Origin of the sequence: Cyclobacterium salsum (assembly GCF_010119245.1) — a bacterium.
Lineage (GTDB): Bacteria > Bacteroidota > Bacteroidia > Cytophagales > Cyclobacteriaceae > Cyclobacterium > Cyclobacterium salsum.
The window spans coordinates 465,782-485,296 of the sequence record NZ_WNKG01000002.1 but is presented as its reverse complement, the minus strand read 5'-3'; the positions used below and the strand labels follow the sequence as shown (position 1 = coordinate 485,296).

Genomic DNA, 19,515 nt, shown 5'->3' with positions numbered 1-19,515 from the left:
TGGACTTCGCGCAGGAACCATTACGGGTATTTTATGGCCGCTAGCCCTGGCAATTATAATGATGTCTCACTATAAAATCAAATCCCATGACGTACATCGCTATCCCTATTCCAACGAGCTCTGAAAAACAGGACATCCAAATCGAAGTGACGATCAACAAGCAAAAACAAGCCCTTCATTACAAGGTGGAATATTTTTATTGGGAAGATTGTCAGGATCCCAAAGGCCATCGGGCAGACTGTCTTTCAGAAATGCTGGCCCACCATGATCTCAATTGGGGGCTTTATTATATTGGTGCGCCTACGGAAAAATTTGTACCGATTACGTTTGTGGAAAAAAGAGAAAGAGGTAAAAAGCCTGAGATTTAAAGAAAAGCCGAGAAGGCAGGGAGGGAAATAAAGTCTTGGAAGAAATTTTATTACCTTTTTGTGTCAGCAAATTCCTTTTTCAGGCACCTCTCTTACTTCAAAAATCACAACCAACTTATTGACCAGAACGTTAGGTAAGTTGATTGCTATTTTTCTTTATTTGTCCTTTTTTGTATTTTTGAACGAAGAATTTATTAAAAATATTAACTGTTATTATGTCAAACCCTCTAAATGAGACACAATTGGAAATTCTGAAGCTGTTCAGCCATGAACAATCAGAGGAAGATTTGCAGGAAATTAAATCATTACTGGTTACCTACCTTTCTGAAAAAGCTGTAAGGGAAGCGGACAAAGCATTTGAAGATAAGAACTATACGCAGGCGGTTTTTAATAAATGGAAAAAAGAGCATTTTCGAAAACAAGGATAATCAACCATGGTGATCGTTTTAGATTGCAATATTTTAGTAATGAGCCTTACTTCCAGGTCATCATATTATATTTCAATCTTTGGTCGATGGAAAATTTGACTTGGCAATCAACGAAGAAATTTTGCTGGAATATGAAGAAATTATCCAAATAAAATACGGAATTCGCACCGCTGGTAGTTTAATAACTTTGTTGAAAGAACTTCCCAATGTTCGTTTCACAAATACCTATTACAAATGGAATTTAATAGACGCTGATCCAGAAGATAATAAATATGTTGATTGTGCAATAAGTTCAGGAGCATCTTTTCTAGTTTCGGAGGACAAACATTTTTCAGTTTTAGCATCCATTCCTTTTCCAAAATTATATCTTTTGTCTTTGGATGGTTTTATGAAATTAATTAACACAAAAATGTAAATAGAAAAGAGAAACTAATAAACTTCGATTTCTTTTCGGAATTATGTAATTTGATATTGAAGTCTTTTTAATTTTTTATAGTCAAGCATTTATTTTTGTGAAATTTAAGGAATATGATTCATAAAAAGATGATTTCTAAGATTCTCAAAGTTCTCATGGAACTCCTTAATTTCTTTGAACTGAAAATCATGAAATGATTTTTCATCAGTAAAGAATTAGTTGTGGCATCGGGGTCTTGACTTTTGTTCCGATCGCAATATGGGATGATGGAGGACTGAATGCCTTCCTTTTAATCCCCAAATTGATTATATTCAGGTCTGGAAAAAGAGGACAGCAAATCCCTTATTAAGGGACCGGATTTAAGCTACGAGAACTATACCTATGCGGATTACCTGACATGGGATATGGAAGAAATGGTCGAACTGATCAAAGGGAAAGTTTTCAAAAAAGCCGCTGCTGCTCCAAAGAGAATTCATCAACGTTTGGCTGGAACGCTTTACACGGAATTTCACCTGTTTTTGAAAGGTAAAAAATGCCAGGCCTATATTGCTCCCTTTGATGTTAGACTTCTGGTAAAATCCAAAAAAGACCATAAAATCCATACTGTTGTACAACCGGATATCTGTGTGGTTTGTGACATGGAAAAATTGGATGATAGAGGCTGTGTTGGTGCACCTGATCTGGTGGTGGAAGTCCTGTCACCCGGCAACAAACAGCTTGAACTCCAACACAAATAGGAGGTTTATGAAAAATCCGGAGTAACCGAATATTGGCTGATGGATTCCGAGGGACAAACCCTCCTGATTTACACGCTGATTCAAGGCAGCTTTCAACCATCACGCTTGATGACCTCCGGGGATACGGCAATATCCTCAGCTATTGTAGGATTCGAATTGGATTTGGAGGCATTTTTTGAGGAGATCAATTGAAAATTTGTGATCTATCTTTTCCTGTTAAAAGCTTCTATGATTGATCGGAAATTTTCCGGGTAACTATTATTTTGGTTCATCTTCGATGTAGTAAATTTTCTTTTCTATTGGATTTCCTGAACAATAGTAGGCGTAAGCGATACAAGCCTATCCTCTTCAATATAGTGCACCATAGTGCACCAATAAATTGGCCTCAGGAGTACTTTTTTTATTCAAAAAGTCAATCCAGACTGAAGTATCAAAAAGAACGGGGTCGTTCATACTTCCCGCATTTGCCCTAAATCACCGACCCAAGTATCCTTTTCACGAATGGACAATAGCTGTTTTTTTTTCAACGAAGCAACAAATTGTTTCAATGCTTCGTGAACGACATCTTTTTTGGTCTTCAACTTGCTGATTTTTAGCGCCTCCCGTACAAGCTCATCATCCAATTCAATATTAGTTCGCATATTTAAATATTATTTTATGTATAAATTTATGCAAATTTATACACCTATCAAATGTGATTTGACCTATCTGCCCTCTACCAAATCCTATCGTTTATTATGTGATGAAAACCTGGTTGAAAAATTATGCCTACCAAATGGAAATCCATTGGTGGCTTTTGGGACTACCGGTACTTCTAGTTTGACTTTTGGCGATTCTCACAGTCAGCATTCAAACCGTAAAAACAGCTTTCGAAAATCCAGGTAAATCGCTACGAAGTGAGTAGTGGGAATGGTAAGGCCAGGTTGATGATTAGCAAAAGATCACTCGGATAAATTTTCTTACCCATTGATAACCGGTTTATTCTTTGCTATTTCATAATTTATTTCTATGTTTGTAGAAATAAATAACAAATAGTAGAATGAAGTTATCCAAATCCGAAGAAAAACTGATGGACTTGATCTGGTCCCACCAGCCTCTATTTATGAAAGAACTTCTGGAAGTTCATCCTGAACCGAAACCAGCTCCCAGTACGGTGGCTACCTTACTGAAACGCATGCAGCAAAAAGGATATGTAGGCTTCAAGTTGTTTGGCAACTCAAGGCAATACCATGCCCTGGTGGAGAAGCCGGATTATTTTTCAGGTCAGGTGAAAACCATTATCAAAGATTTCTTTTCGGACAACCCGCTTCAATTTGCCTCCTTCTTTACCAAAAAAACAGACTTGACCACTAAGGAGTTAGAGGAAATAAAAAAACTGGTGGAAACTGAAATTGAAAGGAGAAAGAAATGATGATCCTGATAAAATTTATCGCCTGTTCGGCATTTCTAATGCTGCTTTTCCAAATCTTTTTGGCAAAGGAAAAATCATTGCAGCTAAACCGCTGGATACTGTTGGCACTTATTCCCGCCGCCATGATCATTCCTTTCCTTAATTTTCCGATATTTTTGCCACAGCAAAACCCTGTACAGATTGATTATCTTCCAATTAACCTTCCTCAATCTACTACGGTTAACCAATCATATACAGTTCAAACCCTCCCCTACTCGCCGATACAATGGTTTCTTGTTGTATACATCCCAGTGTTCTTATTTCTGCTTCTAAAAAAATTAAAAGCTCTGAACCAGTTAATTAGCTGGACAAAAAATGCCTCAGTGCAGCACATCCAAGGAGCATCTCTGATTTTATCAGAAAAAGTCTCATCCCCGTTTAGTTTTGGCAACTACATTTTCCTGCCCCCAAATCTTTATAAAAAATGCAGTTTAGAGACTGAAATGATTCTAACACATGAACGATACCACATTGCACATCGGCACCATGTTGACCTTATTTGGATGGAATTACTGACGGTATTATGCTGGTTTAACCCCGTGGTTTATTTCGTAAAAAAAGCAATGGTTCTTAACCACGAATACCTTGCTGATCAAGAAGTCCAAAAAATTGCTCATCCAACAAGGTACAAACAGCTCTTGCTTGAAGTTGCCGTCAATAACAACTTGGAAATTCTGACCAGTTCAATATCTTCCTCCGCATTAAAAAACCGATTAATCATGATGAACAAACCCTTAACCAAAAAGAGTATGCAATTGAGAATTTTCAGTTTCAGCCTATTAACCTCATTGTTTATCGCAGGTATTTCATTGGAAATTAATGCCCAGCATATACCTGTGCCTTCTACAAGCCAGAAACAAGATCAGGCCACGGATGACACCTATTTTGTGGTTGAGTCACAGCCTGAATTTAAAGGTGGGATGACAGACTTTTACAGGTATGTCATAGAGAACATCGGGTATCCTTTTCGGGCACGGAGAAATGGCATTGAAGGACAGGTTGTCGTACAGTTTGTGGTGGAAAAAGACGGTTCCGTTTCCAACGTATCGGCCATGAACGAGATTGCAGGCGGCTGTGAGGAAGAAGCTGAAAGGGTGGTAAGGAATTCTCCGGATTTCAAACCGGGTATGCAAGGGGGCCGCCCGGTTAGGGTAAAAATGGTATTGCCCATACACTTTATCCTTGATAAGGAAAAGGTAGGTCATGACGGTCATCCTATAGGTAAAGTAATCGTAGAAGGAGTAGAGCAAAGAAACGGTAAGTTGGAAGTTGATGCCAACTATGCGGATGGTCTGTGGACGGGTAAAGTGCGAGATCCAGAGGGAAATACGCTTCCAGGGGCAACCGTCCTGATTGTGGATTCTACCAAAGGAACAGTAACGGATATAAACGGGGATTTTACGATATCTGCCAATCCATCCCAGAACCTTGTGGCCAGCTTTGTGGGGTATCAGTCTGTGAAATTACAAGGAAATTGAAATTTGGTTGTTAAAAAAATCCTACCGTTTAGACAACTTGCTCCCACTTCCTGGCCAATAAATGATTTTCCAATAGATTTTTAGGGGTCTCTTGAAAGAAACCTATTCCCCAAAAGCTGGCAACAAATACTCCCAAATCAGATTAAGTTCTGCCTGCATATTGGGAATATTGGCAGTAGTTACAATTACCGCATTTTTTTCAGGAAGGATCAGGATAAACTGCCCATCACGACCATCTGCCCGGTAGGAATTGTGCCGACTTTGCCATAGCTGGTAGCCATAACCCTGCAACCAATCGGAATCTTCGGCATTGATATTCAATTCATCCCTATTGGCACCAGCGGGTAACGAAGGCACTTGGGCCACAGTTGCTTCATCAAACCAGTATTCAGCTAAGAGCTGTTTGCCCTTCCATTGGCCTTTTTGAAGGTAAAAGAGTCCCAATTTGGCCATGTCTTCCGTCTTTACCTTCAGCCCCCAGCCTCCAATAGCGATGCCCTGAGGGCTTTCGTCCCAGGTGGCTCCGGCTATTCCCAAAGGCCTGAAAAGCCGCGGTTGCAGGTAGTCCAAAAGCTGCTCTCCGGTTACTTTGGTAAGTATGGCAGACAATATGTAAGTTGCCAGGCTGTTATAGACAAATTGGTCCCCCGGCTTGTGTTCCATGGGAAAAGCCAAAAAAGCCTTTATCCAATCCGAATCATTGCTGTTGCGTATTGTCCCGGTCGGATCCTCATCGTGGCCGACGGTCATGGTCAGCAAATGCCTGATTTCCAAATCCTTCAGATTAGGACTCACTTCGTCGGGAAGTTTGTCCGGAAAAAAGGAAATGACCTGATCGGAGACATCCAACAACCCTTCCTGAATGGCAAAACCGATGGCGGTTGCCGTAAACGTCTTGCTTACGGAAAACATGCCATGAGCTTTATTGGCCGCGTTGTCTCCCAACCAGTGTTCAAACACCACTTTCCCGTTTCTAAGGATCATCAGACTGTGAAGATCCTGGTCATGGTTTTTGATCGCTTCCAGGTATTCTCTAATGGCCGTTGGATTAACACTTTCCATTTCAGGATCGCTTCTGGGCAAGGCGTTGGCGATGGTATTAAAATTGACCAGTTCAATGCCATTCCCTACAATCGCTTCCTTTACCTTCTCACTGGTCCAGGTATCGGTGACTCCCTGTCGATCCTCGGCCACATTTTCATAGCCGATATGGCTCACGCCTTGCATTTCGAGATTATCATAGGCGGGGTGGTCCACAAACTGGTACGCTTTACCCGCCTCCAGATTTTCTAACATACGGATAAAAGAAGCCTCTTTTTGCACAGAAGTTTCCTTCGGACCTTCGTAACTGGCTCTGGCAATACCGGATGCCTGCATGAAATCACCGTCAATCAGGAGAAGTCCATATTCGTCTGCCAGTCTTGAAACCATTGTTGCCACATCCGGATGAAAACCGGTCGAACCCATGTGCCCCGAGAGATGATTAATTTGAGGAACATGCTTCAGGGCCAATTCTATCTGAGCCCTAAATTCCTGTTCCACCTCTTCCAATTTCCATAGGTTTTCCATGATGGCCAGGCCGGGATAATTGGGGTTTGCCCGTACCATAGGGAAAAAATAGCCCTCTACATCTGTCAAACTGGGGCATGGGGTCAAAGGTCTCCACTTGACACCATCCCATTCACTGGTAATGGCCAGGTGAAGGCCGACCTCAATGCCCGTATTTTCTCTTAACAAATGCACAGCCTCGGGAAACCAGGGTGCCACTGCCATCACTTCTATGGAAGTTTCGATCCCATTAACGAAGGTTTCTATGCTGGCCAAATTGGAGGAACGGGATGAGCCCATATCGTCACCCCTGACAATTAGTCGGGAACCAGTAGGTACCTGGGAATAAGAAAGGCAGGAAACGAATGTGAAAAACAGAATGAAGAGAAATTTCTGGATAGGGCTCATGTTTTCAAATTGGGAACAAGGGATAATTACAAATTTTCAGGCAATTTTTTGTTCCTAAATTAAACGTTTATTTGTAAATATCCCCGTAGAAACCGTATTTTTAAAATGGTAATGGAAATCCTGATTTGTAAAAAGTGAAGGAAAATCATTTACGAAAATCAATGTTATGACAACAAGTGAAAAACACGATGAACGAATGGCGACTATGACCTTCGCTTCTGTTTATCCGCATTACTTGAAAAAAGTAGAGCGAAAAGGCCGGACCAAGGAGGAATTGAACCAGGTCATCGAGTGGCTAACCGACTTTGACGAACGAAAGCAGCAGGAACTCATTGAAAAAAAGGCCTCTTTTGAAACCTTCTTTCAGGAAGCCCGATTAAACCAACACGCACACCTAATTACCGGAATGATATGTGGTTACCGCATCGAGGACATCGAGAATCCGTTGACACAAAAAGTCAGGTACCTGGATAAGCTGGTCGATGAACTGGCAAAAGGCCGAAAAATGGAGAAGATATTGCGGAAAGCATAAAAGTGAAATGGGTTAATGAAAGCTTAATCGTTCGTTTTTTCTTAAACCCTCGAAGACCTCGGTTAGAGACATTGATCGTTTGGGTCTCCCAACTCCGGTCTTTTCGCAGCGTATACATAAAAAAACCCTTGAGGTCTTTGAGACCTCAAGGGTTGTATCAAAACGTAAAACTTACCCTATCCGCGCTAGTTAAGCTCACTTTTCTTTTACGCCGGCGATCCATCGATTCACTTCATCTTCCAGAATTTCCAGCGGAAGGGCACCTCCGCCCAAAATGGTGTCGTGGAATCCGGCAAGGTCAAATTGCTCACCCAACTCCTCCTCCGCCATAGCCCGGAGTTCCTGGATTTTAAGCATCCCAATTTTATAGCCCGTGGCCTGCCCTGGAATGACCAGGTAGCGACGTACTTCGGCCTTGATGGCCCCCTGAGATATGGAGGAATTTTCTGAAAAAAACCGGATGGCCTCTTCCTCTGTCCAGCCTTTGGCATGCAGCCCTGTATCTACCACCAGGCGGATGGCCCGCCAGATTTCGTTGACCAACCGGCCAAAGTCATAATAGGGATTTTCGTAGCCACCCATTTCCTTAGCCAGAATTTCGGAGTAAAGCGCCCAACCTTCTACATAGGCATTGAAACCCATTTGGGTCCGGAATTTAGGGATGCCGGTCAGCTCCTGGGCAATGGAAACCTGCATGTGGTGGCCTGGATTCCCTTCATGATAGGCCACGCCTTCCATGGTAGACTTGGGCATGGCATTCATATCAGACAGGTGGGCATAATACGTTCCCTTCCGTGAGCCATCAGGGGTTCCTTTCGAATAATGCTGCGGTGCGCCATCTTGCTCCCGGAAGGCTTCCACACGCCTGACCTGCAATTCCGCTTTGGGCAGCAGACCAAAATAATCGGGCAGTTTTTCCGTGATGGCATCCAGAAAGGCTTTCGAATCATCCAGGTAGGCTTGCCTTCCCTGGTCCGTATTGGGATAGAAAAACTGTTCATCGGTATTGATAAACTCAAAAAATGCTTCCAAACTTCCCTGAAAACCTACTTTTTCTTTGATTTCCAGCATTTCCTCTTTGATCCGGTCCACTTCTTCCAGTCCGATTTGGTGAATTTCTTCTGCAGAAAGCTCGGTGGTGGTCGAAACCTTCAACTTGTGTTGGTAATAGGCCTCCCCCTTGGGATGCCTGCTGACACCGGTAGGTTTTTCTTCCAACCTGGGCAATTGAGATGTTAGCCAGACGATCAACTCCTCATAGGCGGGTTTAAATTGCTCTTTCAGTGCTTTATCGGCTGATTCCCGAAAAGCTGCCGCTTGACCTTCATCGATTTTATGGGCTGCTTCCAGACTGTCAATTTTGGTATTGGCATCGTTCCATAGCGGTGATCCTTCCTCTCCGGATTCAAAGGGTTTCCCCTGAATAAGTGCCTCCGCCTGCGGTATCACCATTTCATAGGCAAATCGTGGGGGTTGGATACCGGCATCGGCCTGTTTTTTTGCCCGTTCCAACAGTTGCCGGATGGCCCTGCCTGTTTCTCCAATTCTACTGATCAGTGCCTCCATGTCTGCCGGTTCGTCTACCTTATGGTAATTGATCAGGGTATTGGGCAGACCGGTATGGACCCCACCCATTTGATGAAAAATATAAGGATATTGCCTGAATTCAGCTTCTTCTCTGGCCACCTCATACTGGTATTGCCATAAATCAAAAGAAACTTGCGCTTCCGGATTGAGTTGATCTTTGGAGAATTTCTTCTGCATCTCAGTCACACTGCCCTCCAGCCAGCCCAGTTTTTCATCTGCTGCCTCCTCACTCATGTCATCAATTTGGTCATACAAGTCTTTTCGACCCTGTGCGGTCAACTGAAGGGGGCTTTGCTGCAGCCATTCTTCATACTGTACATCCAGCCATTCGTTTAATTCACCGCTAAGGTCTTCTTTTTCCTCAGCTCCCGGGCTGCACTGAAAAAAGAACGCTACAATGGAAAATAACAGCAGAGAAGGTATCTTGGACATGTTCATTTGCTAGTGGTATTTAGTAGGTGGAAACGGTTTAAAATTACAGTATTTTTTCAATAAATAATAAGGTTGAAATTCCCACTTTCGCCCATAGATAAGGGTCCCCACCTCCAGGCATCTTTTATGCCGCTGCCTTCGACTCCACTCAGGCACCGGAAGCGACCTATCAACAAATCACCTCATCACCATACCATCAAGTAAAACCGTCCCCACCTTCCCTCGTCATAAATCGGATTCAGTCCTTTTAGTTAAGAAAAATAAATTACATTTAGGATTAACTGCTCAAACTGTAAAGAATTTTTAGGACGAGACAGGCACCGGAAGACCCATCACCGCATCATCAAATCATCATATCTACACATCATCAATAACCGTCATTGCGAGCGCCAGCGAAGCAATCTGATTCGAAGCGAAACCGCAAGTCCTCTGTAGAAAGCAAGTAAAAAAACGAATAGCGCAAACGTACACCGACAGACTGCCGCGGGTGCGACGAGTGATGCGACCATTTTTTGTCCCAAAACGCACCCTACCGATGACGTATTTATCAAATCGCTGAAAATCAATATATTAAAAATCCACATCGTCATCCCGATTTCTGCGTTTTTTAAAATGTTAATTCTCGCAGTGACGAGACATCACCTCACCGGCACCCACAGCACCGCATCCGCCACCACATTGCCATCGGCATTTTTATTGGACACTTCCACAAAAGGCGAGGTATCGGGTTTAAAATCAAAATCTCCCAGATGCACCCATTCGCCGGAAGTCTGCCCCTCTACCCGGACATCCTCTTCCCTGATCACCATTTCGTGTTCCTCAAATCCGTCTCCCAATACGATATACGTTTGAGAGCTGGCATCGGCTACTCTGGAAAAATACACGTATACGCCATATTTTCCCGCATCTTCAATGATTGGGCTAAACCGGGCGGAATTATTACCGGCACTACCAGCAAATAAAAAACTGGGGCCATAGCCTCCCCTGCTCATCTTTTCCCAATCTCCAGACAGACTCACTTGTGCTTCATCGTCATTGTCTACCAATATATCTGCTGTACTCCCATCTGCCAGGGGGTTGGATTTCAGTTCTTCCTGAAGGGCAGTCACATCCACTTCCTGAACCGCATGTCCTCCGTCAATGGCCATACTAGCTGCTACGGCAGCCGACTGACCCAATACCATAAATACCGGCTCCATACGAATGGAACCAAAGGCAATATGACTGGCTGACATGGCTGCCGGTACAAATAGGTTTTTAGCTTCTTCACTTTTGGGAATAAGGGAGCGGTAAGCAATGGGATAGGGTCCAAAACCACCGATCTCCACATTACCTTCATTTTTGACCATTTTCTTACCATCCTTTTCGATCACAATCCGCTGAATATTGTGGGAGTCCATGGTATAGGCCGCCATGCCGATGCCATCCTCCACCACTTCTTCTCCTACACAATTGGCCTGAGTCATCACATATTCACCTATCATTCTCCTCACTTCCCGTACATAAAGCTGTGGGATCCAGTGGTCGTTGTCCACGTATTCGTCTTTGGGATATCCCCACTCCTGGATCTGCTCCTGAAGCTCTTCTGGGACGCGGGGATCAGTCTTGTAGAAATAAAGCAGCGATTTGGTATAATGGGTGTGGGCATCGATGATTTCCTGCCTGCGCTCATAATCTGCCTCCGGATAATCGTGGTTCATGCCTATCATATCGGTAGAAAACCCACCCCGATTGTTGATATCCGTTTTGTTGTTCGGCATGTGGCTCCATATAAAATAATTGCCGAGACTGCGCCGATCGGGTTGTGCCTCAAACAGCCGCACCAGCAGGTCAAACATGGAAGGATCATAGCCCTCAGGCTCGGTAATTTCTATCCTGTTGGCCGGATCATTGGTCAGACAAATCCGGTAATTGTAAGCCTGAATCTTATCATCCCCGGTGCCATCGGGCTGCAATTCATCCTCACTGATGCCCCACAACAATCCGCTGGAAGGATCACCCGGGGTTTTGTACGGATCTATGCCATCCGGAAACTGGTGGCCGTTCATCAGTTGCACCCCATTATAGGTTTCTCCATACACGGAATTTGCCTCCCTTCCAATGGTATAACTTACTCCTGACAAAGCCATCAGGTCTCCCTCATAGGTCGCATCAATTACCATTTTTCCAGACACCATACGGTGATCTCCTGAAGGATTACTGGACTTTTCCAGTGCAATCTCTTTGATAAACCCATCTTCCTTATCCACTCCAATCACCCGATAGTCGTACTGAACTTCTATGCCCGCCCTGTCCAGGTAATCCTGAAAGGTTTTTTTGGCTACGCTGGGTTCAAAAATCCACTGTTCAAATTTGCCATAATGATCTCCCAACCTTCGGTAAAAATCCCTGGATAAGCCCGTTACGGCATATTTATTACCAATATCCGTATATCCCAATCCGCCGGTGGTCAAGCCGCCTAAATGATGGCTGGGCTCAATCAATACCACCGATTTGCCCATGGTTTTCGCCGTGTAAGCGGCCATGATTCCGGCCGAATTGGCTCCATATACCACCACATCATAGCTTTCCACTTCAGGTTCTTTTTCAGTAGAACAGGAAAAAGTCAGCCAAACGAAGACAAAACAAAGTGATACAAATACGTTTTTCATGATTTTGCTTTTAGGTTAATTCATTCTTTTAAACAGCAGCAGCCTGACATCCATGACCTGGTCGCCAGGGATCTCCAGGGCTTTTAATACCATCTCGGACCTTCCTTTATTCAAATTGATCCTTCCCAGGTTCATAGGCTTAAAATCTTTCACATAGGATTCCATTCTTTCCACCCGGTCGTTTTCCATGCCTCGAATGGGAGGGTCATGCGCCTCCAATACCCGAGCTTGCACTTGATTTTCTCCCACTGCCAACTGTATCCTGGAACCCAAATTCTGTTCACTACAGGTGTAATACAGTTCCACCTCAAATTCACTTGCTTCCATGACTTCCACATCCCAGCTTATTCTATCCGCCGTGCTGGTCCAATTGGTAAAGAAGGAGTCGTTGGGAAACCGGTTGCTGCGTTCTATATTACCATGGGCTATTCCATCCCGGGCGGGCATTTGGGTAATGGAAGCGCCCGGGTATCCCAGGGTAAATGGCCTGTCCTTCCCGTCAAACTCCGCAGCCATTTCCTGGTCCCAGCTTATTTTCGCCTGAAAAAGCTGTTGGGCAATTTCCGGATATTCCCCTGCGATACCTGTAGTTTGTCCCGGATCATTTACCATATCGTAAAGTTTGGCATCCTTGTCTAGGCGGTACTGCTGGGTCCGGACACTGGTATTTCCATTCCAATGGCTAAAAATCATCCGGTCTTCCCAGGAGGGATTCTCCTCCAGCATGAGCGGTAGCAGACTTTTCCCATCCAGCGGCTTGGAAAAAGAAGCTTCTAAACCAGCCAAATCCACCAGGGTCGGCAAGAGGTCGATGGCCCCAGCAATCTCTGTAATGGTCTTTCCCTGAGGAATCCTTCCGGGCCATTGGATAAAAAAGGGGCTGCGAACCCCACCTTCGTCAGTGGAACCCTTCCTGCCTTTCATTCCCCCATTCCAGCGAAAACTGTTGGGGCCATTATCGCTGAGGTAAATCACAATGGTATGCTCTTCCAGCTCCAGCTCCTTTAACTTATCCATCACCCTTCCCACATTCCAATCTATATTTTCACACATGGCAAGGGCTGCCTTGGTGAATGGAAGGTCTTCATTTTGATCTTCCGGCAAGACCATTTCCAATTCCCTTGTCTCAACTTTCTCCCACCATTGGTCCGGAACCTGCATGGGTGAATGGGGGGTATTGTAGGGCAGATAGACCAGAAATGGGGATTCCCGGTTGTTTTCAATGAATTCGATGGCCTTTGTGGTAACGTCATCCACTACATAGCCTTCTCCCTGTACCATTTTTCCGTTTTCCTCCAGTGGTGGACTGAAATAATCTCCCCAATGACCGGAGCAAAAACCATAAAAATAGTCAAAACCCCTTGAATTGGGATGATAGGGATGCTGTGTGCCATTGTGCCATTTACCAAAGGCACCCGTAACATATCCCGCTTGTTGGAACAACTCAGCAAAAGTAGTTTCGTCCAAATCCAGCCTTTCCTCGCCTGCTGATGTGCCACTAACCCCTCCCCTCAGGTGGTACCTTCCGGTTAGCAATTCAGCCCGGGTAGGAGAACAAACAGGGGCCACATAAAAGCGGTCAAAACTAAGCCCGTTTTGCGCCAGCGCATCGATATTTGGCGTGGATAGGTTAGTGTTTCCGCTGTGACTCAAGTCCCCCCAACCCTGATCATCTGATAAAAAGATGACCACATTGGGAGCAGCGGAGCGATCCTGATGCACAGGCTTATTACAGCCCAGGCAGCACATAAGGCTCAGGAAAAGAAAGAAAAAAGGCTTTCTCAGAGGGACCATAAATACTAGTTAGATGCTATCCTGTCTTCTAAGGTAAGGACTTGTCCATCCTCCAGCAATTTTGCCTTCAAATCATCATAGGAAAGGTCTTGTACGGGAATTCCCTGCTCCATGGCCATCACAGCCGCCGAAGCGGCGGATTGGCCCAATATCATAAATACCGGTTCCATCCGGATAGAACCGAAAGCGATATGGCTTGCCGAAACAGCGACAGGAACCACTAGGTTTTGGATCTCCTCCTTCTTTGGCACCAGGGAACCGTAAGCAATTTCATAAGGCTGTGGCAGGGGAACGCCTATATCCCCTTCATTGTGCACATGGCCATTCTCATCTACATACCGCTGTATATTGTGGGAATCGATGGTGTAAGAGCCCATTCCAACCGATTCAGGGGTGGGTTTCTTTTGCAACAATTCGTTTTCCGTCATCACGTATTTACCAATCATGCGGCGTGCCTCCCTGACATAAATCTGATGAGGCCAGTTGCCATTGTCAGTAAACTCATCTTTGGCCAATCCCCATTTCTGAAATTCTTCCTGCGTTTCTTTTGGCACCCTGGGATCATTGGCTACAAAATACAGCAGGCCTTTTTGGTAATCCTCGTGCTCTTTGATGATTTCCTTTCTGCGTTCATAGCTGGCTTCAGGATAATCGTAGTTCATGCCAATATTATCCGAACTGAAGGGACCATGGTTATTGGTATCGGTTTTTCGATTCGGGATCATGTCAAATTTTCCAAACCATTCCCTCCAGCCTGCATCAAATATGCGGACCAGGAGCTCATACTGGGTGGAATCGTAATTTTCAGGCCGGGGAAAAGGAACCCGATTATCCGGATGGTTGGACATGCAGGTACGGAAGCAATACGCCTGAACTTTGTTGTCGCCCTCTCCTTTGATACCCGGGTCTTCCGCACTTATTCGTGGCAACAGGCCGGAGGAAGGGTCTCCCTTCGTCCAATAGGGGTCAATGGGTTGGTCCAACACTTTGAAATGATGCCTATGGTGGTAAACACCGGTCTGTACGCCGTTCCATTCTTCATCATAGACACTGTTGGCTTCCCTGCCTACATGGTAACTTACTCCGGCAGCCGCCATCAGGTCCCCTTCATAAGTAGCGTCAATAAACATTTTGCCTTTGAACTCTTTCCCACTAAGCGTACGGATCGCCGTAATTTTACCTTCCTCTACGGTGACACCGCTTTCCCTGTCGAGCCATTCATCCCGCAAAACTTCAATACCCAGTTCCGCTACCCACTCGTCGTATACTTCCTCAGCCACATGGGGTTCAAAAATCCACATGGTGCGAAACTCACCGTCGATCGCAGGGGTACCTTGCCCCTGATTTCCAAAATCAGCGCGATCTTCCCATTTCCAGGCATCACCTTCCTGGTATTTGTCATATACACGCTGGTAAAATTCCCTGGAAAGGCCACCGATCACTTCCTTCTTTCCGGTATCGGTCCAACCCAAGCCGCCAGCGGTCAGTCCTCCCAGGTGGGTATCAGGGGAAACCATAATCACGGTTTTTCCCATCTTCTTAGCCTGAATGGCTGCAGTTACGGCTCCGGAAGTACCTCCGTATACGATTACATCTGTGATTTCTTCCTGATCCTCAGTAGGGCTACAGGCCATAAAAGACAGCAACAGAAAAAAGGCCAGGAGAAGATTTCGTAAATTGTCTAACATTTTCATCATTGTTTGGGATTTTTTGGGTACTATTTTCGTGTTATAACTTTCTAATCTTGATATTTTTAAACCATACCGGACCGCCATGATCCTGCAGGCCAATTTTACCGGACAATTGCCTGGCAGTGGAGACACCATCAAAAAATAACTCCCCTCCTTCCGCTTTTTCGGCCTCAGTCAGGCTGTTGGGCACTTCCGGCCTGGTTGCAACAGCTACCTCCGGCATCTCTTTTTCCTGTCTGTCACCTGACCCGCAAGCACTTATGGTAAGGAAAATGAGGACTATATTAATAAATTTCTCTAGTTGCATAAAGTCAAATGTATGGGTGAATGAGTCCTATCCGAGGGGTTAAACCTGATGTACAAGCTCCATCTTCACCGGGTCCCAGCCCATGATTTTTTTCTCAAAATAACTGATATTCCCTGCTTCTGTGGGGCCGGATGCCCGAAGTCCGAATACCGCATCCTCTACTACAGGTTTTCCCGTTCGGATGGAGTCAAAGAAATTGACAAAGTGTTCGTATCGATCTCCCTTGTAATCGGAAGGAACTTTGAATTCAAACTCGGAGGGGCCTACCAGAGAGGCTGTCGCTGGGTATTTTTTTTGGTGATCTGCCCTTATGGCTTCCTGCATGGCTTCGGGAAAACTGTTGAGGGACATTCCGGGGTCTTTGGGAAAGGGAGTTTTGCGCAGGGTAAGACCTGTAAAGCCGATGGAAATATCCCCCTCCGACCCTACGATCCGAAATAGAAAATTATCGCCTCCTCCACTGACCAGATTGGTTCTTAAAGCCAGGTTAAAGGCAGGGTGTTCTGAGGATTCGGGGTAATCGAATAAGCCCAAATGCAAGTCCGGTACATCCCGGCCATCTTTCCAGTATCGCAGGCCCCCTGTGGCCATAACCCGGTTTGGCCCTTTAGATCCGGTTACAAAGTGAAGCATGGAAAGCATGTGAACATACAGGTCCCCAGCCACTCCGGTTCCATAATCGCGGTAATTTCTCCACCGGAAAAACCGAAGTGGATCCCAGGGTCGATCAGGTGCCTGCCCCAGATACGTATCCCAGTCTACTGTCTGGGGAGAAGCATCCAGCGGAATGGTATATTGCCAGGCTCCTCTGGCACTGTGCCGGTCAATTTGAGCCTCCGCAAAGTTAATCTCTCCAATTTCCCCGGAGGCAATCAATTCCTTTGCCTTGGCATGTATGATGGAACTGACGTATTGGCTGCCTACCTGAAATACCTTACCGGTCTTTTTTTGCATGGCGATGATGGCATGACCGTCTTCGGATTTTTGGACCATCGGCTTTTCACAATAAACGTGCTTCCCCTTTTGCATGGCATCCAAACAAATTTTTTGGTGCCAATGGTCTGTGGTGGCATTGATCACGGCATCTACATCGGATCTTTCCAGGATTTCGCGGTAATCTTTGGTGGTAAACAGATCCTTTCCCCATAGCTCTTTTGCACGGACAAGCCTCCCATCGTAGAGGTCACAGGCAGCCACCACTTCTACACCATCCACCATGAGTGCCGTATTCACATCCCCAATACCCATGCCACCGGTTCCGATGACCGCAATCCTAATGCGGTCATTGGCCGTCCAGTTTTTCCTTCCTCCTTTCTCCAAAAATGAAACGGCCACTTTTGGAGAGGCAGTAGCCAGGGGCACTCCTGTGGCCACCACGGCAGAGGCACTGAGTTTTTTGATAAATGATCTCCTGGTGTTATCCGTTACATACTTCATGTGTTCAACGTTTAGGTATTTTCCGGCCATTGGGTTTGGATCCCCTGAGACCGGATGAAATTTTGAAATTCAGTTAATAATTTACTGTTGGCCCTTACTTTCCTGGGGGATATTTTTTTACTTTTTGCAAACGCAATCAACAAACCAACTGCCTCACCAATACTCCATTCTACCGGTGCCAGGCGGTAACAGCCATTGGTAATATGGGTGGTTCCAATATTTTTACTGGCAGGAATCAGGTTTTCCATCCGAATGGGTAGCAGGGCTCCCAATGGGATCTGAAAGGGAAGCGGCCATGGCTGCCGCAAAACCTCCCAATCCTCCGCCAACCACCACCATATCGGCCTTCAATTCCTCCTCACCTTCATCCGATTCTACTGAGTTTCCAAAAGCAGAAAACAAGGGGAAAGCGGAAGTAGCTATTCCCCCTGTTGATAAAAGTCCTATAAAATCTCTTCTTTCCAATATTCCCTGTTTTATCTGCCACCACCATCCAGTCAGGAATGGCTTTTGATTTGATCAACCAATGGGTTATTCATGTGCTAAAATCTGATTGTCATTCAGAAGCTTATCTTTCAAATCCCCGTACGATACTTCTTGCACCGGTATATTTTGGTCAATGGCCAGTGAGGCGGCCGTAGCAGCAGATTGGCCCAACACCATAAATACCGGTTCCATCCGAATAGACCCAAAGGCCACATGGGTGGAACTTACGCAAACAGGAACGAGTAAATTCTCTTTTTCACCTTTTTTGGGTACAATAGCGCGGTAAGGAATGGGGTAGGGTTCCGGCACATGGGCTTCAAAGTTGCCTTCATTCTGCACGTAGCCATTGTGGTCCACGTAGCGCTGCACCATATGGGAATCCATGCCATAAGCCGCTAGCCCCACCACGTCTTCTACCGGCGGCTCCAGACCTTCACAGTCCCGTTGGGTGACCACATAATCGCTGCGCATTCTCCTTGCTTCACGGATATAGAGTTGGGGTGTCCAGCCGTTTCTTTGATCAAATTCATCCTTTGCCATTCCCCATTTGGATACCACATCCCTTACTTTTTGCGGAATGCGGGGGTGGTAAGCCAAGGTCCACATCAGGCCTTGCTGGTATTCCAGGTGCCGCTGTGCAATGGCCTCCCGCTCTTCATAACTGGCATCCGCAAAACCATGATTTTGACCTACAAAGTCAGTAGAAAATCCTTTTTGGTTATTGGTATCGGTCTTTCGGTTGGGCATGGGGGTATTGATCCAGGGTACCAAGGGATCACCGTAATGATACATTTCTTCCAGCGGCCCGGTAGCTGCCTCGTAATTCCGGAACAACAACTCGTATTCCAGTTCTTTGTAGTTGTCGGGCTTTTCAAAGGGAATCCGGTTGTCCGGATGATCGGTCAAGGTCATTCGATAGCAATAGGCCTGTAGTTTATTATCAGCCGTCCCATCTATTCCCGGACCTCCCTCAATGATAAAGGGCAATAAGCCACTGGAGGGATTTCCTTTCTCCACATAGGGATCCACTCCGGGAATGAAATTATGGTGGATGGCATTGCGGGAAACATTGTTTTTCAGCGTCCGGTTATAATAATTGGCCTGAACACCATTAAGGGTTTCTCCAAATTCGCTGTTGGCTTCTCTACCGACCATGTAACTCACCCCTGCTGCTGCCATCAGATCTCCTTCATAGGTGGCATCCATAAATATTTTGCCTGAAAAGGTTTCTCCACTTTCCATGGTGATAGAGCTGATCCGGTTATTTTGGCTTTTTACCCCATTGGAACGATCCAGGCGCTTACCGGTGACAAGGGTGATTTTTTCGGCAGCCATCATTTGCTCGTAAACCGCTTTGGCAGCGGAGGGCTCAAAGGTCCACATGGCATCTTCTCCTTCTTTGGACCTGCCCTGATCCGGGCGGGTAAAATAGTCGGACCGTTCCTGCCAGTTCCAGTTGTCCGGATTGTCGTAGTAGCTTTTGATTCCCTGATAAAATTCCCTGGAAATCCCTCCAATAGCCTGCTTGTTACCAATATCGGTAGCTCCCAGTCCACCGGTGGTCAGTCCGCCCACATGGTTGGAGGGCTCTATCAATACGACAGATTTACCCATACGGGAACTTTGAATAGCGGCGGCTACTCCGGCAGAAGTGCCTCCGTAAATAACGATATCAAAAGATTGGTTTTGTCCCTGAACCGGTGGAAGGGCCAGGGCTGAAAAAACGAAACATAACGTTAAAAGGTAATTTTTCATAATTCTTTTTT

18 protein-coding genes and 2 pseudogenes are annotated in these 19,515 nt (G+C 45.4%); 9 read left to right on the top strand and 11 right to left on the bottom strand.

Annotation, left to right across the window (positions count from 1 at the left end; genetic code table 11):
* Window positions 1-86 precede the first annotated feature (86 nt).
* The 4 genes and pseudogenes from GJS45_RS04655 to GJS45_RS04640 all read left to right on the top strand — a co-directional run bounded on the left by GJS45_RS04655 (window position 87) and on the right by GJS45_RS04640 (window position 2,140).
* A complete protein-coding gene (locus tag GJS45_RS04655; RefSeq protein ID WP_162340291.1) occupies window positions 87-368 on the top strand; it encodes a hypothetical protein in 282 nt (93 codons plus the stop codon).
* Between the two features lie 215 nt (window positions 369-583).
* A complete protein-coding gene (locus GJS45_RS04650; protein WP_162340290.1) occupies window positions 584-796 on the top strand; it encodes a hypothetical protein in 213 nt (70 codons plus the stop codon).
* Between the two features lie 79 nt (window positions 797-875).
* Entirely contained in the window at window positions 876-1,211 is a 336-nt protein-coding gene (locus GJS45_RS04645; RefSeq protein ID WP_162340289.1) for a PIN domain-containing protein, read from the top strand.
* A 317-nt stretch (window positions 1,212-1,528) separates the two neighbouring features.
* A pseudogene (locus GJS45_RS04640) lies at window positions 1,529-2,140 on the top strand (Uma2 family endonuclease).
* Window positions 2,141-2,397: 257 nt separating this feature from the next.
* Here the strand turns inward: GJS45_RS04640 and GJS45_RS04635 are convergent.
* Window positions 2,398-2,589, bottom strand: coding sequence for a type II toxin-antitoxin system VapB family antitoxin (locus tag GJS45_RS04635; RefSeq protein WP_162340288.1), 192 nt, complete (start codon window positions 2,587-2,589; stop codon window positions 2,398-2,400).
* Between the two features lie 398 nt (window positions 2,590-2,987).
* Between GJS45_RS04635 and GJS45_RS04630 the strand changes: the two genes are divergently transcribed.
* The 4 genes and pseudogenes from GJS45_RS04630 to GJS45_RS23780 all read left to right on the top strand — a co-directional run bounded on the left by GJS45_RS04630 (window position 2,988) and on the right by GJS45_RS23780 (window position 4,876).
* Entirely contained in the window at window positions 2,988-3,359 is a 372-nt protein-coding gene (locus tag GJS45_RS04630; protein ID WP_162340287.1) for a BlaI/MecI/CopY family transcriptional regulator, read from the top strand.
* The gene (locus tag GJS45_RS23785; RefSeq protein ID WP_235954594.1) at window positions 3,340-3,501 is read left to right on the top strand and encodes a hypothetical protein; all 162 of its coding nucleotides are present in this window, start codon (window positions 3,340-3,342) and stop codon (window positions 3,499-3,501) included. The genes GJS45_RS04630 and GJS45_RS23785 overlap by 20 nt, the downstream gene beginning before the upstream one ends.
* Window positions 3,482-4,111 (top strand): annotated as a pseudogene (locus GJS45_RS24050) (M56 family metallopeptidase); the annotation flags it as partial. The gene GJS45_RS23785 and the pseudogene GJS45_RS24050, both read left to right, overlap by 20 nt.
* A 36-nt stretch (window positions 4,112-4,147) precedes the next feature.
* Window positions 4,148-4,876: an energy transducer TonB gene (locus GJS45_RS23780; protein WP_235954593.1), complete on the top strand. Its 729-nt coding sequence runs from the start codon at window positions 4,148-4,150 to the stop codon at window positions 4,874-4,876.
* A gap of 102 nt (window positions 4,877-4,978) precedes the next feature.
* On the opposite strand, the gene GJS45_RS04620 is transcribed toward GJS45_RS23780, so the two are convergent.
* Window positions 4,979-6,832 carry a ChbG/HpnK family deacetylase gene (locus GJS45_RS04620; protein ID WP_162340285.1) on the bottom strand — a complete coding sequence of 618 codons (1,854 nt, stop codon included), beginning with the start codon at window positions 6,830-6,832 and terminating at the stop codon, window positions 4,979-4,981.
* 166 nt (window positions 6,833-6,998) lie between these two features.
* Here GJS45_RS04620 and GJS45_RS04615 point away from each other — a divergent pair, with 166 nt between their 5' ends.
* On the top strand, window positions 6,999-7,364 hold the full coding sequence (locus GJS45_RS04615; protein WP_162340284.1) for a DUF2200 domain-containing protein: 366 nt from the start codon (window positions 6,999-7,001) through the stop codon (window positions 7,362-7,364).
* 195 nt (window positions 7,365-7,559) lie between these two features.
* Here the strand turns inward: GJS45_RS04615 and GJS45_RS04610 are convergent, their stop codons facing one another.
* The 9 genes from GJS45_RS04610 to GJS45_RS04570 all read right to left on the bottom strand — a co-directional run bounded on the left by GJS45_RS04610 (window position 7,560) and on the right by GJS45_RS04570 (window position 19,504).
* On the bottom strand, window positions 7,560-9,383 hold the full coding sequence (locus GJS45_RS04610; RefSeq protein ID WP_162340483.1) for a DUF885 domain-containing protein: 1,824 nt from the start codon (window positions 9,381-9,383) through the stop codon (window positions 7,560-7,562).
* 638 nt (window positions 9,384-10,021) lie between these two features.
* Window positions 10,022-12,034 (bottom strand): FAD-dependent oxidoreductase, encoded by a 2,013-nt coding sequence (locus GJS45_RS04605; RefSeq protein WP_162340283.1) that lies wholly within the window; start codon window positions 12,032-12,034, stop codon window positions 10,022-10,024.
* A gap of 15 nt (window positions 12,035-12,049) precedes the next feature.
* The gene (locus tag GJS45_RS04600) at window positions 12,050-13,828 is read right to left on the bottom strand and encodes an arylsulfatase (RefSeq protein ID WP_235954592.1); all 1,779 of its coding nucleotides are present in this window, start codon (window positions 13,826-13,828) and stop codon (window positions 12,050-12,052) included.
* Window positions 13,829-13,833: 5 nt separating this feature from the next.
* Window positions 13,834-15,522, bottom strand: coding sequence for an FAD-dependent oxidoreductase (locus tag GJS45_RS04595; protein WP_394366570.1), 1,689 nt, complete (start codon window positions 15,520-15,522; stop codon window positions 13,834-13,836).
* A 34-nt stretch (window positions 15,523-15,556) separates the two neighbouring features.
* Window positions 15,557-15,826, bottom strand: coding sequence for a family 16 glycoside hydrolase (locus GJS45_RS04590; protein WP_162340281.1), 270 nt, complete (start codon window positions 15,824-15,826; stop codon window positions 15,557-15,559).
* A gap of 39 nt (window positions 15,827-15,865) precedes the next feature.
* Window positions 15,866-17,263 (bottom strand): Gfo/Idh/MocA family protein, encoded by a 1,398-nt coding sequence (locus tag GJS45_RS04585; protein ID WP_162340280.1) that lies wholly within the window; start codon window positions 17,261-17,263, stop codon window positions 15,866-15,868.
* A gap of 11 nt (window positions 17,264-17,274) precedes the next feature.
* Window positions 17,275-17,511: an FAD-dependent oxidoreductase gene (locus GJS45_RS04580; RefSeq protein ID WP_162340279.1), complete on the bottom strand. Its 237-nt coding sequence runs from the start codon at window positions 17,509-17,511 to the stop codon at window positions 17,275-17,277.
* The gene (locus GJS45_RS04575; protein ID WP_162340278.1) at window positions 17,486-17,728 is read right to left on the bottom strand and encodes a hypothetical protein; all 243 of its coding nucleotides are present in this window, start codon (window positions 17,726-17,728) and stop codon (window positions 17,486-17,488) included. Before GJS45_RS04575 ends, GJS45_RS04580 begins: the two co-directional genes overlap by 26 nt.
* A gap of 66 nt (window positions 17,729-17,794) precedes the next feature.
* Window positions 17,795-19,504: an FAD-dependent oxidoreductase gene (locus GJS45_RS04570; protein ID WP_162340277.1), complete on the bottom strand. Its 1,710-nt coding sequence runs from the start codon at window positions 19,502-19,504 to the stop codon at window positions 17,795-17,797.
* Window positions 19,505-19,515: the final 11 nt, after the last annotated feature.

Bases quoted from the DNA above. Each gene is read 5' to 3' on its own strand.
- GJS45_RS04600 (WP_235954592.1), bottom strand. From the start codon at position 13,828: ATGGTCCCTCTGAGAAAGCCTTTTTTCTTTCTTTTCCTGAGCCTTATG.
- GJS45_RS23780 (WP_235954593.1), top strand. From the start codon at position 4,148: ATGCAATTGAGAATTTTCAGTTTCAGCCTATTAACCTCATTGTTTATC.
- GJS45_RS04610 (WP_162340483.1), bottom strand. From the start codon at position 9,383: ATGTCCAAGATACCTTCTCTGCTGTTATTTTCCATTGTAGCGTTCTTT.
- GJS45_RS04605 (WP_162340283.1), bottom strand. From the start codon at position 12,034: ATGAAAAACGTATTTGTATCACTTTGTTTTGTCTTCGTTTGGCTGACT.
- GJS45_RS04620 (WP_162340285.1), bottom strand. From the start codon at position 6,832: ATGAGCCCTATCCAGAAATTTCTCTTCATTCTGTTTTTCACATTCGTT.
- GJS45_RS04630 (WP_162340287.1), top strand. From the start codon at position 2,988: ATGAAGTTATCCAAATCCGAAGAAAAACTGATGGACTTGATCTGGTCC.
- GJS45_RS04595 (WP_394366570.1), bottom strand. From the start codon at position 15,522: ATGAAAATGTTAGACAATTTACGAAATCTTCTCCTGGCCTTTTTTCTG.
- GJS45_RS04635 (WP_162340288.1), bottom strand. From the start codon at position 2,589: ATGCGAACTAATATTGAATTGGATGATGAGCTTGTACGGGAGGCGCTA.
- GJS45_RS04570 (WP_162340277.1), bottom strand. From the start codon at position 19,504: ATGAAAAATTACCTTTTAACGTTATGTTTCGTTTTTTCAGCCCTGGCC.
- GJS45_RS04655 (WP_162340291.1), top strand. From the start codon at position 87: ATGACGTACATCGCTATCCCTATTCCAACGAGCTCTGAAAAACAGGAC.
- GJS45_RS04590 (WP_162340281.1), bottom strand. From the start codon at position 15,826: ATGCAACTAGAGAAATTTATTAATATAGTCCTCATTTTCCTTACCATA.
- GJS45_RS04585 (WP_162340280.1), bottom strand. From the start codon at position 17,263: ATGAAGTATGTAACGGATAACACCAGGAGATCATTTATCAAAAAACTC.
- GJS45_RS04615 (WP_162340284.1), top strand. From the start codon at position 6,999: ATGACAACAAGTGAAAAACACGATGAACGAATGGCGACTATGACCTTC.
- GJS45_RS04650 (WP_162340290.1), top strand. From the start codon at position 584: ATGTCAAACCCTCTAAATGAGACACAATTGGAAATTCTGAAGCTGTTC.
- GJS45_RS04580 (WP_162340279.1), bottom strand. From the start codon at position 17,511: ATGGAAAACCTGATTCCTGCCAGTAAAAATATTGGAACCACCCATATT.